The organism is Plantactinospora sp. B24E8 (assembly GCF_039871735.1).
In the GTDB taxonomy this organism is placed as follows: domain Bacteria; phylum Actinomycetota; class Actinomycetes; order Mycobacteriales; family Micromonosporaceae; genus Plantactinospora.
This window is the reverse complement of the sequence record NZ_JBDPMH010000015.1, coordinates 119,399-132,340: the sequence shown is the minus strand read 5'-3', so window position 1 is coordinate 132,340 and position 12,942 is coordinate 119,399. Positions and strand designations below refer to the sequence as shown.

Below are 12,942 nucleotides of genomic sequence, written 5' to 3'. Positions count from 1 at the left end.
GGGAAGTGACGGTCAATCGCCGGGCTGTGTCAGTCGCGACCGGTCCGGTGTTCCCGGCTGTGCTGTCGTACCTCGTCGACCTGTTCGCCGACCGCGTCGACCCGGGCGGCGAGCCCGGGATGGTCGGTACGCAGATGGCGGCCGGTGTCGGCGATCAGCTGGACCAGGACGGTCGGGTCGCTGGTGCCCAGCGCGTGGTGCAGCCGGTCCAGGTCGCCCCGGGCGGTCGGGGCGAGGTCGGTCAGCGCGGTGATCTGCCCGGCGAGTTGACGCAGGTCGGCGCCGTTGTCCCGGGCCCACCGGGCGACCGCGCGGTTACCGGCCCGGCGGTCCCGTTCGGCGCGTACCCGGTCGTCGCGGGTCCGGGGTGGGGCGCCCGCCTCGTCGGGCCGTAGCCGTAGGTACCGCCGTTCGGCGGCCTGCCGGCTGGCGACGCCGAGCGCCGGGGCGAGGTCGGCCCAACTCGCGCCTCGTTCGCGGGCCGCCTCGATCAGCCGTGGTTCCCAGGTCGCCAGCTCGGCCCGGAGGTGGCGGAGCTGGACGAGGGCGTCGAGCACCTGGCCGGCGGTCGGTTCGGCAGCGGCGTCGTCGGTGGTTCCGGGCACCGGGTCGGTCGGGGTCCGGGGCGCCGGGGTGGGCGGGTTGCCGACCCGGTTGGCGACGGCGCGTACCTGGTCGAGCGCGTGGCTGGTGCAGAAGGCAAGTACGGGCCCCGTCCCGTCCCGGGGGTCGCTGTTCGCCGGTTCGGCCATCCCGCCACCCCTTCCGCTGGTCCGTCGGCCGGCCCGGCTGGTCGGCCCTGGTATTCCTACTACGTCATCGATCCGATGACGAAGCACTTGTCGTCGTTCCGACGACATGGTACAACCGAGGTGTGGCGCATTGACAGCCCTGTTGTCTGAGCCAGGAGGTGGTTGACGATGTTGATGCGCACCGGCACCTTCCGCGAACTCGACCGGCTCGCGCAGCACGCCCTCGGCGCGCTGGGCACCGGCACCTGGTCCCGTCCGACGGCGATGCCGATGGACGCGTACCGCACCAAACAGGGTGGATAGTCTGGAGGCGTGCGCCTCGTGATCATGGCGGACACCCACCTGCCGAAGCGGGCCCGGGACCTCCCGGCCCCGCTCTGGGCCGCTGTCGACGACGCCGACGTGGTCATCCACGCCGGCGACTGGGTGGACGTCTCGCTCCTCGACGAGCTGACCGCGCGCAGCGCACGGCTGATCGGGGTGTACGGCAACAACGACGGATCCGAGCTGCGGTCCCGGCTGCCCGAGATCGCGCGTGTGGAACTGGCCGGGGTACGGGTCGCGGTGGTCCACGAGACCGGGCCGGCCGGTGGACGGGAGCGTCGCTGTGCCGCCCGGTTCCCGGACTGCGACGTTCTTGTTTTCGGACATTCACATATACCCTGGGACAGCATCGCCCCCGGTGGACTGCGACTGTTGAACCCCGGCTCGCCGACCGACCGGCGGCGTCAGCCGTACGCCACCTATCTCACCGCCACCGCCTCGGACGGCCGGCTCGACACCGTGGTCCTGCACCGGTTGCCCCGCCGGGGCGACCCCGATGCCTGATCGTGTCGCGGCTCGGCGGCTCCGGTTCAGCGGGCCGGCTCGGCGGCTCCGGTTCGGCGGCTCCGGTTCAGCGGGGCCGGCTCACGCACCATGAAGACGTCCACCGGATCCTCGGTCTCCACAGTGAATCCGTGCCGTTCGTAGAGCCGTCGGGCCGAACTGCCCTGCAACATCTGCAGCCGGACCCGGATGCTGTCGCGGTCACACCGCTCCAGCAGTTCGCCCAGGACCGCCGTACCGATGCCGTTGCCGTGCAGGTGCGGGACCAGGTAGAAGTGCTCCAGCCAGTGGGCGTCCTCGGCCGGCCGTAGCGCCACGGAGCCGGCGAACGTACCGGCCGTCTCGATCACCCAGGTGTGCTCCGGGTGGAACCCGTTGCGCAGCCGCTGCCGTACCCGCCGCTCGTCGTACCGGCCGAGTCGTTCCAGATCCGGCCGCAGTGTCACGGCCCGCAACTCGGCGATCGCCTCGACGTCGGCCGCCGTGGCCGGCCGCAGTTTCCAGTCCCCCATGATCAACAGCCTAGTCGTCGGGTTTCCGCAGCTCCCGTCGGTCTTCGGCGCCGGATCGACCGTTCGGGGAGCGGGTCGGCGGCTCAACCGGCCGTTCGGCCCGGAGCGTTTTGATCAGCGGGCTGCCACACTGAGATCCGTGCATGACTTCGACGTCCTCGTCCTCGGCTCCGGACCCGGCGGTCAGAAGGCCGCGATCGCGGCGGCGAAACTCGGCCGCCGGGTCGCCGTCGTGGAACGACAGCACATGGTCGGCGGTGTCTGCATCAACACCGGCACCGTGCCGTCCAAGACGCTGCGGGAGGCGGTGCTCTATCTCACCGGGCTCAGCCAGCGTGAGGTGTACGGCCAGAGTTACCGGCTCAAGGAGGACATCACCATCGGCGACCTGACCGCCCGGACCCAGCACGTGATCGGGCGCGAGGTCGACGTGGTACGCAGCCAGCTCACCCGTAACCGGGTCCGGTTGATCACCGGCACCGGTCGGTTCCACGACCCGCACACGGTGACGGTGACCGACCCGGCCGGACGCGAGTCCAAGGTGACCGCCGACCGGATCATCGTCGCGGTCGGTACCCGGCCGGCCCGACCGGAGAGTGTGGACTTCGACGAGGCGACGATCATCGACTCGGACGGCATCCTCAACCTGGACCGGGTGCCGAAATCGATGGTGGTGGTCGGGGCGGGGGTGATCGGCATCGAGTACGCCTCGATGTTCGCCGCGCTGGGCACCAAGGTCACTGTGGTCGAGCGGCGCGACCGGATGCTGGAGTTCTGCGACCTGGAGATCGTCGAGGCGTTGAAGTACCACCTGCGGGACCTGGCGGTCACGTTCCGGTTCAGCGAGGCGGTGGCCGCCGTGGAACGGCATGCCCGGGGTGCGATCGCGGTGCTGGAGAGCGGGAAGCGGATCGCCGCCGACACGGTGATGTACTCCGCCGGCCGGCAGGGGCTCGGCGCCGACCTCGACCTGCCGAACGCCGGGTTGGAGGCGGATGCCAGGGGGCGGATCGAGGTCGACGAGCGGTTCCGTACCGCCGTACCGCACATCTACGCGGTCGGTGACGTGATCGGGTTCCCGGCGCTCGCCTCGACCTCGATGGAGCAGGGGCGGCTCGCCGCCCACCATGCCTGCGACGAACCGGCCCGGGACCTGTCGGACCTGCAGCCGATCGGCATCTACACGATCCCGGAGATCAGCTTCATCGGCCGGACCGAGGACGAACTCACCCGTGACAGGGTGCCGTTCGAGGTGGGCATCTCCCGGTACCGCGAGCTCGCCCGGGGGCAGATCAGCGGCGACTCGTACGGGATGCTCAAGCTGCTGGTCGCCCCGGACACCGGTCGGCTGCTCGGGGTGCACATCTTCGGTACCGGCGCCACCGAACTCGTCCACATCGGGCAGGCGGTGATGGGCTGCCTCGGCACCATCGACTACCTGGTCGACGCGGTCTTCAACTATCCGACCCTGGCCGAGGCGTACAAGGTCGCCGCGTTGGACGCGATGAACAAGATGCGGCACATCGCCCGACTGCGGGACTGACCAAACTGTCCTCGATCCGTCACTGCCGGCATATGGCGTTGTTGTCCTCGATCCGATACTCAGAGTAGTGACGTGGTTGCCATCGGTAGGAGGTGACGGTGGTGGTGAGCCGACGACGGCGCAGACTGGCGGCCGTGGTGGTCGTGGTCCTGGCTGCCGGCGCGGGTGCGGCCCGACTCGCGTACGGCAACGCCGAGCGGTACGACAACGGACGGCTGGACGCCGTGCACCTCGCCACCACCCGGCTCGACGGTGGCCGGTACGCCGGCGCCCGGGCCGAGGGTGGTGGCCGGTACGCCGGCGCCCGGGCCGAGGGTGGCGACCGGTTCGCCGGCGCCCGACCTGACGGCGAATGGTTCGCCAGCCCGGACGGCCGGGGCGGCGGGCATGTCTTCCGAGCCCGGTTGACCGGTTTCGAGGAGGATCCGCTCGCCATCTCCACCGCCGGCAGCGGCCACTTCTCGGCCACCGTCGAACGGTCGAGGCAGGAGATCGCCTACCGGCTCGGCTACGCCGACCTCGAGGGCGACATCACCCAGGCGCACATCCACTTCGGCGGCCGGGCCCGCAGCGGCGGGATCAGCGTCTTCCTCTGCACCAACCTCGGCAACGGGCCGCCGGGCACCCAGGCCTGCCCGGCCGCACCGGCCACCATCACCGGCACCATCAGACCGGCCGACGTGATCGGCCCGTCGGGGCAGGGCATCGCGGCGGGAGAGTTCGACGAACTCGTCGCCGCGATCCGGGCTGGTACGACGTACGTCAACGTGCACAGTTCGCGTCATCCCGGCGGGGAGATCCGGGCCCAACTTGATCACCATCGGCGCTGACCATCCGTCGCCCGACCGGCCCGCGCCGAGTCAGGACATCCGCGCCTCTACCACTGGCGCTCTTGACGTCACGCGGCGACATGGTTAAGGTCCGATAACTTTGTGACCCGGCTCTGTGACTGCGGCCACAGAGCCGTCCGGAGCAGGCCGCGGTCGACCGGACAAAGGGCCAGCCGGTCGACCCCGGCCACCACCGCCGAGGCCCCGTCCTCGTCGGCCAGCCGGGCGGCGAGCAGCCGGGCGCGGGCGCCGAAGGCCGGATCGGTCACCGCGGCCCGGACCGCGTCGCCGAGCCGGGCCGCACTGAGCCGCCGGAACGGGATCACATCCGGGCTGACCCCGAGCCGGGCCAGTCGGGCGGCCCAGAACGGTTGATCCGCCAGCATGGGCACCGGCACCGTCGCCACCCCGGCCCGCAGCGCGGCCCCGGTGGTGCCGCAGCCCGCATGGTGCACCACGGCGGCCATCCGGGGAAAGAGCCACCCGTGCGGCACGTCGTCGACGTACAACACCTGGTCGTCGCCGCTGCCGGCGCGGCCGGGACCGTCGTCGGGACCGCTGCCGGAACCGTCGTCGAGAGGGTCGTCGCTGCTCCGCTCCGGGACCGCCTCCGCACCGGCACCCTGCACGATGGCACGTACCCCGGCCCGGCGCAGCGCCCGACGGACCATGGCGTACAGCCGACCACCGGGGTCGGCCAGACTGCCGAAACCGACGTACACCGGGGCGTCCCCGGCGGCGAGGAAGGCCCGCAGCGCGGGCGACGGTCGCCAGTCCACCGGCGGTGCCGGCCACCAGTAACCGACCACGTCCAGGCCCGGTCGCCAGTCCGGCGGGCGGGGGAGCACGGTCGGGCTGAAACCGTGGCTGACCGGCCACCCCCGCACCGCGGCGTCCCGGTCGAGGTCGGCGAGGTCGCACTGCGGAAGGCCGAGCCGGGACCGGAGTCGCCGCGAGGCGTGCGCGTACACCCGACGGCCCAGCCGGTGGCCGAGCCGGCCGGCGGCCCGGTTGCCCCATCCGCCCAGCGTGCGGACGCCGAGCACGATCGGCGGAAAGGCCCGGGTCGGTTCCACCGGCTGGAGGAACACCCCGAGGCTCGGCACCCCGAGCCACTGCGCCACCGAATAACCCAGCGGCGCGGTGCTGGCGGAGAGCAGCAGGACGTCCACGCCGGAATCCGCCGCGGTGACGATGCTCTCGCCGAGCCCGTCGACGAACCGGTCACCGAGCCGGACGAACTCCACCAGTCCCGGAGCCCCCGGTACCCCGGGCCGTCGCCGGGACGGTACGCCGGTCCGCAACGCCGACAGGTCGCCGAGGACCGGACGGAACTCCAGGCCGGCACGGGTGACCAGATCGGCGTACGGGGCGGGCGCGGCGAGCGCCACCCGGTGGCCGGCCGCCCGCAACCGGGCACCGAGACCGGTGTACGGGGCCACGTCCCCCAGCGAACCCGCGGTGACGATGAGAACCCGCATCCGGACCTCCCGGCGGGCTGGTACGGGGACACCCGTACCAGCAGTGTAGGCGGGGCCGGCCGCCGGACGGGCCGTGAACGGGATGGTGGCCCGCCGGCAGGCCAGGTCGACAGGAGAGGAATCTTCGCACCCTCGGCGGGTAGAAGGCCGGATGACCTCTACTCCCGGGTGGTTCCGGACGAACCGCGAGGAGGCCGCCGAGCCGCCGTCCGGTGGCCCCGGAGGGTTACCTCCGCGTGTGATGATCATCTACGCCAGCGCGGGGGCCGGGCATGACGGCGCGAGCCGGGAACTGGCCCACCGGCTGCGGGAGCGCGGCCTGCTGGCCGACTGTGTGGACCTGGCCGACATCTTCCCCTGGGGCCTCGGTCGGCTGCTCCGCGGCACCTACCACGGGATGTTGAGCCGGCTGCCCTGGATCTACGGGCTGCTCTTCTCGATCGGTGGCAACTTCAGCCGGGCGGCGCCGATCACCCGGACGCTGCTGCGGCCGGTGTGGCCACGGGTGCTCCGGGCACTGCCGCCGAACACCCGGGCCGTCGTGTCGACGTACCCGGTGGTGAGTCAGATCGTCGGGCCGCTGCGGCGCGAGGGTCGACTCGCCGTACCGGTGATCACCTATCTGACCGACTTCGCGGTGAACCCGATCTGGGTGTCGCCCGGCATCGACGTGCACTGCGCCGCCCACGTCACCACCCGCGCCGAGGCCCGGGCACTCGGTGCGGGGGAGGTCCGGGTGGCCGGCCGGATGGTCTCGGCCGCCTTCCGCCCGGGGGACGAGCAGGACCGGCGGCGGGCCCGGGAGAAACTCGGGCTTCCGCTCGACGCCCGGCTCGCGCTGCTGGTCGCGGGCTCGTGGGGGGTCGGGGCGGTGGCGCGTACCGCCGCGGAGATCGCCGCCACGGGGGTGGCGGTCCCGGTCGTGGTCTGCGGACGGAACGCCGCGCTGTACCGCCGGCTGCGGCGACGCGGCACCGGGTACGTCTTCGGCTGGGTCGACGACATGCCGGCCCTGCTGCGGGCCGCCGACGTCCTGGTCGAGAACGCCGGTGGGCTCACCGCGCTGGAGGCGATGGCCTGCGGGTTGCCGGTCGCCACCTACCGGCCGATCCCCGGGCACGGGCGGGCGAACGCCGCCACCATGGCCCGGGCCGGCGTGGCGACCTGGGTACGCCGTCGCGTCGACCTGGGGCCGACGCTGCTGCGGCTCGCCGACCGGACGAGCGGAGAGCGGCAGCGCAACGCCGGGCTCGCGCTCTTCGGCACCGACCCGGCGGGGGTGGTCGCCGACATCGCCTGGGGCCTGACGGCCTCGACCGGTGCGCACCGACTCGCCGGCGAGGCCGGCCCGCACCAGTTGGCCGGGGAGGCCGGCCCGGCCGGTCGGGCGCCGGTCGGAGCGGTACCCGTCGACGACCCGGTGTTGCTGGAGGGCGCCCCGTTCCTCGAACCGCCGGTACGGATCGATGCCGTCGAGGTGCGGACCGGGCTGGCGGCGGCCACCCCCCGGCGGACCCTGACCCGGTGGGTCGGGCTGCGGGCCGGGATGGCCCGGCTCTGGACCGGTGTGGGCCAGCCGCGCCGGGACGGCGGCACCCGGCCGGTGAACCGGCCGGACCGGCGCGGCTGAGGTGTCGGGGGTCCGGTGAACGGCATCGCCATCGTGCTGGGGCTCGCCTCGGCCGCCTGCTTCGCGGTGAGTTCGGTGCTGGAGCAGCGCGCGGCCAAGCAGGAGCAGCCGACCCGGACCATCGACCCCCGACTGCTGATCCGACTCGTCCGCCGGCCGTTGTGGCTGCTCGGCTGGGTGCCGGACGCGGTCGGCACCGTACTGCAGGCCATCGCCCTGCGGTTCGGTGCGCTCGCCCTGGTGGAGCCGCTGCTGGTCAGCGGGCTCTTCATGGCGATTCCGCTGGAGGCGGCACTGGAACGACGGCGCCCGCACCGCCGGGACATGCTGGTCGTGGTGATCGGTGTGGTCGGGCTGACCGCCTTCCTCGCCACCGCGAACCCCCGGGGCGGGGTGGAGGAGCCGAGCGCACTGGCCTGGATCGGAGTGGGCGCCGCCATCGGTGTCCTCGTCGGGGTCTGCCTCGTCGTCGCCTGGCGGACCCAGAACGCGGCCCGGGGCCTCGTGCTGGGCATCGCCACCGGACTGCTCTACGCCCTGGCCGCGGCGCTGCTCAAGAGCGTGACGGAGAAGCTGCCGGACAATCCGGTCGGGGTGGTCACCGACTGGCACCTCTACGTGCTGGTCCTGGTCGGCGGAACCGCCCTGACCCTGAACCAGAACGCCTTCCAGGGCGGGCCGATCGCCGCCCCGCTCACCGCCATCGCGCTGCTCGACCCCTTCACAAGTGTGCTGATCGGCGTCACCGCCTTCCAGGAGGAGCTCTCCCTCGAGGGACCCCGCCTGATCATCGGACTACTCGGAGTGGTCGCCATGAGCCTCGGTATCTGGCTGGCCCGACGTACCCAGTCAAGCTGACACGCCGGTCAGTCCGCCGGGTCGACACCTGGGTGGACCTGTCGGGTTAGGTCGTCCCCGGACACGCCAGAAAGGATTTCGGCAGGCCGCACCGCCGAGGGTGGGAAGTTGGGTACGCTCGGTGAAGATTACTTAGCGCGAGCGATGGGTTACCACCAATCCGGCGCGATGGTCCGGCTGGGCTCGACGAGCCGGCCGGGACCTCGCGAGAGGCGGCAGCGTGCTTGATCTGACCGACGATGCCCCCGGCCATCCGTCTGCGGATCGGCCGGGCGAGCGCCGGCAGCCGGAAACCGTGCTGGCCGGTGAGAACTTTCCGGTCGCGTTGCGTGTCCTACCGGCACGGATCCGCCGGCACCTGCTCGCCCTCTACACCTACGCCCGGTACGTCGACGACCTCGGTGACGAGCCGGACACCACCGGACGCGACGAGGGCCCCGAGGCCCGCCTCGCCGCGCTGCACCGGTTCGAGCGCGAGGTACGGGCACTCTACGAGGGCCGGCTGCCCCGCCACCCGGTGCTGGTCCGGCTGGCGCCGACGGTCGTCGACTGCCGGTTCCCGCTCGACCCGCTGCTCCGACTGATCGAGGCGAACCGTCGCGACCAGCTGGTCACCCGCTATCCGACCTTCGGTGCCCTGGTCGAGTACTGCCACCTCTCCGCCGACCCGGTCGGCGAACTCGTGCTGCACATCTTCGGCGCCGCGTCACCGGCTCGGATCCCGCTCTCCAACCGGATCTGCACCGCGCTGCAGATCGTCGAACACCTGCAGGACGTCGCCGAGGACCGCCGTCGCGGCCGGATCTACCTGCCGACCCGCGACCTGGCCGCCGCCGGGGTTCCCGAGGAGGCCCTGGACGCGCCGCGGGCCGACGAGCCGCTCCGGCAGGTGATCCGCCGGCAGGCCGACCGGGCCGCCGAACTGCTCGACTCCGGCGCGCCACTGGTCGGCGACCTACGCGGTTGGGCCCGACTGGCGGTCAGCGGATACCTCGCCGGGGGCCGGGCCGCACTCGCCGCGCTGGCCCGGGCCGACCACGACCCGCTGCCCGGCCCGCCCCGACCGACCCGGTCCGGTCTGGCCGTCGCCTGGCTCCGGTCGCTGCGAACCCCCGCCGTCGCTCCGGGACAGAACGGAGTGGGCGGATGAGCGGCGACATCGGCCTGGAACGCGCCTACCGGGAGTGTGCCCGCGTCACCCGTACCCAGGCCCGCAACTTCTCGTACGGCATCCGGCTGCTCCGGCCCGACCGGCGGGCCGCACTCTGCGCCGTGTACGCGGTGGCCCGGCGGATCGACGACATCGGCGACGGCGACCTGTCGGCCGCCACCCGGCTGGCCCGGCTGGACCAGGTCCGGGCGGCGCTGCACCGGCTGCCCGACGCCGGCGGCGACCCGGTCCTGGTCGCGCTCGCCGACGCGGCGGCCCGGCTGCCGATCCCGCTGGCCGCCTTCGACGAACTGGTCGACGGGTGCCTGGCCGACGTACGGGGCACCCGCTACGAAACGTTCGAGGAACTGGTCGGCTACTGCCGCTGTGTGGCCGGCTCGATCGGCCGCCTGTCGCTCGGGGTCTTCGACCTGCGGCCCGGCGCCGACCGGTCCGAGGCGGCCGAACTGGCCGACACCCTCGGCGTCGCCCTGCAACTGACCAACATCCTCCGCGACATCGTCGAGGACCGCGGGGTGGGCCGGATCTACCTGCCCCGGCGCGACCTGGACCGGTTCGGCTGCACCGTCGACCTGGACGCCGACGGCGGGCTGGCCGATCCGCCGGACCGGCTGGCGGCGCTGGTGCGCTGGCAGGCCCAGCGGGCCGACCGTTACTACCGGACCGGGCTGCGGCTGTTGCCGATGCTGGACCGGCGCAGCGCGGCCTGCGTGGCGGCGATGGCCGGGATCTACCACCGGCTGCTGGCCCGGATGATCACGGATCCGTTGGCGGTCACCCGACGTCGGGTGGCCCTGTCCGGCTGGGAGAAGGCGTACGTGGCGGCGCGGGCGATGACCCGGAGCGGATCGTGAGCACCGAACAGGTCTGCGTCATCGGGGGCGGGCTGGCCGGCATCGCCTCGGCGGTCCGGCTGCTCGACGCCGGACACCGGGTCACCATGCTGGAGGCGCGTCCGGCGCTCGGCGGCGCCACCTACTCCTTCCGCCGGGGTGGGCTGACCGTGGACACCGGCCAGCATGTCTTCCTCCGCTGCTACCAGCAGTACCGGGACCTGTTGCACCGGCTCGGCAGCACGGACCGGGCGACGGTGCAGGACGGCTTCGCGGTGCCGATCATCCGGGCCGGCGTACCGCCGCACCTGCTGGCCCGCAACCGTCGACTGCCCGCCCCGGCACATCTGCTGCCGGCGCTGCTCGGCTACCGACCGCTGAGGTTCGGGCAGCGGCTGGCGGCGGTCCGGGCCGCCGCCGCGCTGCGCCGGGTCGAGCCGGACGACCCGGCCGCCGACCGGGTCAGCTTCGGCGCCTGGCTGGCCGCGCACGGCCAGGACGGCCAGACCGTGCAACGTCTCTGGGAACTGATCTGCGTCGCGGCGCTGAACGCCCCGCCGGAACGGGCGTCGCTCGCCCTGGCCGCCCGGGTCTTCCGTACCGGACTGCTCGACCGGGCCGACGCCGCCGATCTCGGCCTGCCCACCGCGCCCCTGGCCGACCTGCACGGCACCCCGGCCAGCGCGCTGCTGCGCCAGCGGGGCGCGACGGTCCGCACCGGGGTACGCGTCCACCAGATCCGGGCCGAGGGACACCGGTTCCGGGTCGTCGGCGAGGGTGGGGCGCTCACCGCGGACGCGGTCGTGCTGGCCGTACCGCACTCGCAGGCGGCCCGTCTGGTGCCGTCGGAGGCGGCTCCGGACCGGGCCCGCTGGGCGCGGCTGGGCGCCGCGCCGATCGTCAACGTGCACGTCCACTACCAGGAACGGGTCACCGAACTCGGCTTCGCCGCCGGACTGGACACACCGGTGCAGTGGGTCTTCGACCGCACCCCGCCCGACGTCTCCGGGCAGTATCTGGTGGTCTCCATCTCCGCCGCCGAACAGGTGCTCGGCACCCGGGCGAGCGAGCTGGTCCGGACCTACCTGGCCGCCCTGGGGGAGGTTTTCCCGGCGGCCCGGCGGGCGCCGGTCCGGGACGCGTTCGTGACCCGGGAACCCCGGGCGACGTTCCGGCAGGTGCCCGGCTCACGGAGTTACCGGCCGCCGGCGCAGACCCGGGCTCCCGGATTGGCGCTGGCTGGCGCGTGGACCGACACCGGATGGCCGGACACGATGGAGGGCGCGGTACGTAGCGGCCAGCGGGCCGCCGACGTGGTGCTCGCCCACCTCGGGTCGAGATCGGACCCGTCGGAGGAGACGGCATGACCGAGCGGAGCGAGGTGACGGCATGACCGAGCGGAGCGAGGTCATCGGCAGGCTCGGTCGACCAGGTCATGGCGGCGGCGAGCGTAGCGAGGAGAAGACATGACCATGATGCTGCCCAGCATCCTCACCCAGGTGGACGAGCTCGTCCAGCCCGAGATCCGGGCGGCGCTGGAGCGGATCGACGAGCGGACCCGGCTGGTCGCCGGATACCAGTTCGGGTACTGGGACGCGACGGGTGCGCCGACCGGGCGGAGCGGCAAGGGGCTGCGTCCCGCGCTGGCGCTGCTCTCCGCCCGGGTCGCCGGACAGCCGGTCGGGCGCGGGCTGCCGGCCGCGGTGGCGGTGGAACTGGTACACAACTTCTCACTGCTGCACGACGACGTGATCGACGGCGACCTGGAGCGCCGACACCGGCCGACGGCCTGGGCGGCGTTCGGCGTCGGTCCGGCGATTCTCGCCGGTGACGCGCTGCTCGGTCTCGCCGACGAGGTGCTCTGCGCCGCACCGGAACTGGACGTGCACCGGGGTCTGGCGACCCTGCACACGGCGGTCCGCCGGCTGATCGCCGGCCAGGCGGCCGACGTCGAGTTCGAGAACCGCTCCGACGTCACCCTCGACGAGTGCCTGGCGATGGCCCGGGACAAGACGGCCGCCCTGTTGGCCTGCGCGGCGACGCTCGGCGCGGTGGTCTGCGGCGCGCCACAGACGGTCGTCGACGGACTCGACCGGTACGGCGAGCGGCTCGGCCTGGCCTTTCAACTCGTCGACGACCTGCTCGGCATCTGGGGCGAGCCGGCGGTCACCGGCAAGCCGGTCCTGTCCGACCTACGGGCCCGGAAGAAGTCGGTGCCGGTGGTCCGGGCGCTCGGCGTGGACGGCCCGGCGGCCACCCGGCTCGCCGAGCTGTACGCCAGCCCGGGTGACCTCTCCGCCGCCGACCTCGCCCTGGCCGCCAACCTGATCGAGGAGACCGGCGCCCGGGACTGGACGGAGAAGCAGGCCGACCGGTTGCTCACCGAGGCCCTCGCCGAACTGGACCAACTCGGTGAGGTGGGTTCGGCGGGTGGCGCCGACGTGTCCGGGGTGCACGCCGACCTGGTCGCGATCGCGCACTTCATGACAGGACGGGACTACTGA

At 73.1% G+C, this 12,942-nt stretch carries 13 protein-coding genes; 10 read left to right on the top strand and 3 right to left on the bottom strand.

Annotation, left to right across the window (positions count from 1 at the left end; translation table 11 throughout):
* Positions 1–29: 29 nt before the first annotated feature.
* Positions 30–752, bottom strand: a complete 723-nt coding sequence (locus ABGB21_RS21845; RefSeq protein ID WP_347679254.1) for a hypothetical protein — start codon at positions 750–752, stop codon at positions 30–32.
* 168 nt (positions 753–920) lie between these two features.
* Between ABGB21_RS21845 and ABGB21_RS21840 the strand changes: the two genes are divergently transcribed.
* Together ABGB21_RS21840 and ABGB21_RS21835 are read left to right on the top strand one after the other, a co-directional pair.
* A complete protein-coding gene (locus ABGB21_RS21840) occupies positions 921–1,055 on the top strand; it encodes a hypothetical protein (protein ID WP_347652518.1) in 135 nt (44 codons plus the stop codon).
* 9 nt (positions 1,056–1,064) lie between these two features.
* Positions 1,065–1,580, top strand: a complete 516-nt coding sequence (locus ABGB21_RS21835; protein ID WP_347652517.1) for a metallophosphoesterase — start codon at positions 1,065–1,067, stop codon at positions 1,578–1,580.
* Positions 1,581–1,606: 26 nt separating this feature from the next.
* Here ABGB21_RS21835 and ABGB21_RS21830 read toward each other — a convergent pair whose 3' ends face one another.
* Entirely contained in the window at positions 1,607–2,092 is a 486-nt protein-coding gene (locus ABGB21_RS21830; protein ID WP_347679252.1) for a GNAT family N-acetyltransferase, read from the bottom strand.
* Between the two features lie 139 nt (positions 2,093–2,231).
* Between ABGB21_RS21830 and sthA the strand changes: the two genes are divergently transcribed.
* A complete protein-coding gene (gene sthA, locus ABGB21_RS21825) occupies positions 2,232–3,635 on the top strand; it encodes a Si-specific NAD(P)(+) transhydrogenase (protein ID WP_347652516.1) in 1,404 nt (467 codons plus the stop codon).
* A 101-nt stretch (positions 3,636–3,736) separates the two neighbouring features.
* Positions 3,737–4,465 carry a CHRD domain-containing protein gene (locus ABGB21_RS21820; RefSeq protein WP_347652515.1) on the top strand — a complete coding sequence of 243 codons (729 nt, stop codon included), beginning with the start codon at positions 3,737–3,739 and terminating at the stop codon, positions 4,463–4,465.
* Between the two features lie 68 nt (positions 4,466–4,533).
* Here ABGB21_RS21820 and ABGB21_RS21815 read toward each other — a convergent pair whose 3' ends face one another.
* A complete protein-coding gene (locus ABGB21_RS21815) occupies positions 4,534–5,946 on the bottom strand; it encodes a glycosyltransferase (RefSeq protein ID WP_347679250.1) in 1,413 nt (470 codons plus the stop codon).
* Between the two features lie 241 nt (positions 5,947–6,187).
* Here ABGB21_RS21815 and ABGB21_RS21810 point away from each other — a divergent pair, with 241 nt between their 5' ends.
* From ABGB21_RS21810 to ABGB21_RS21785, 6 genes are all read left to right on the top strand, one after another.
* A complete protein-coding gene (locus ABGB21_RS21810; protein ID WP_347679272.1) occupies positions 6,188–7,576 on the top strand; it encodes a glycosyltransferase in 1,389 nt (462 codons plus the stop codon).
* A gap of 15 nt (positions 7,577–7,591) precedes the next feature.
* On the top strand, positions 7,592–8,434 hold the full coding sequence (locus ABGB21_RS21805; protein WP_347652513.1) for a DMT family transporter: 843 nt from the start codon (positions 7,592–7,594) through the stop codon (positions 8,432–8,434).
* A 220-nt stretch (positions 8,435–8,654) separates the two neighbouring features.
* Complete coding sequence (gene hpnC / locus ABGB21_RS21800) at positions 8,655–9,584, top strand: squalene synthase HpnC (RefSeq protein ID WP_347679248.1); 930 nt, start codon at positions 8,655–8,657, stop codon at positions 9,582–9,584.
* Positions 9,581–10,459, top strand: coding sequence for a presqualene diphosphate synthase HpnD (gene hpnD, locus ABGB21_RS21795; protein ID WP_347679246.1), 879 nt, complete (start codon positions 9,581–9,583; stop codon positions 10,457–10,459). Before hpnC ends, hpnD begins: the two co-directional genes overlap by 4 nt.
* The gene (hpnE, locus tag ABGB21_RS21790; RefSeq protein ID WP_347652510.1) at positions 10,456–11,805 is read left to right on the top strand and encodes a hydroxysqualene dehydroxylase HpnE; all 1,350 of its coding nucleotides are present in this window, start codon (positions 10,456–10,458) and stop codon (positions 11,803–11,805) included. Before hpnD ends, hpnE begins: the two co-directional genes overlap by 4 nt.
* A 99-nt stretch (positions 11,806–11,904) precedes the next feature.
* Positions 11,905–12,942 (top strand): polyprenyl synthetase family protein, encoded by a 1,038-nt coding sequence (locus ABGB21_RS21785; RefSeq protein ID WP_347652509.1) that lies wholly within the window; start codon positions 11,905–11,907, stop codon positions 12,940–12,942.

What these genes read in the sequence shown, in the direction of transcription:
- ABGB21_RS21845 (WP_347679254.1), bottom strand. Translation starts at nt 752, where the DNA reads ATGGCCGAACCGGCGAACAGCGACCCCCGGGACGGGACGGGGCCCGTA.
- ABGB21_RS21840 (WP_347652518.1), top strand. Translation starts at nt 921, where the DNA reads ATGTTGATGCGCACCGGCACCTTCCGCGAACTCGACCGGCTCGCGCAG.
- ABGB21_RS21830 (WP_347679252.1), bottom strand. Translation starts at nt 2,092, where the DNA reads ATGGGGGACTGGAAACTGCGGCCGGCCACGGCGGCCGACGTCGAGGCG.
- ABGB21_RS21815 (WP_347679250.1), bottom strand. Translation starts at nt 5,946, where the DNA reads ATGCGGGTTCTCATCGTCACCGCGGGTTCGCTGGGGGACGTGGCCCCG.
- ABGB21_RS21810 (WP_347679272.1), top strand. Translation starts at nt 6,188, where the DNA reads ATGATCATCTACGCCAGCGCGGGGGCCGGGCATGACGGCGCGAGCCGG.
- hpnD (WP_347679246.1), top strand. Translation starts at nt 9,581, where the DNA reads ATGAGCGGCGACATCGGCCTGGAACGCGCCTACCGGGAGTGTGCCCGC.
- ABGB21_RS21785 (WP_347652509.1), top strand. Translation starts at nt 11,905, where the DNA reads ATGACCATGATGCTGCCCAGCATCCTCACCCAGGTGGACGAGCTCGTC.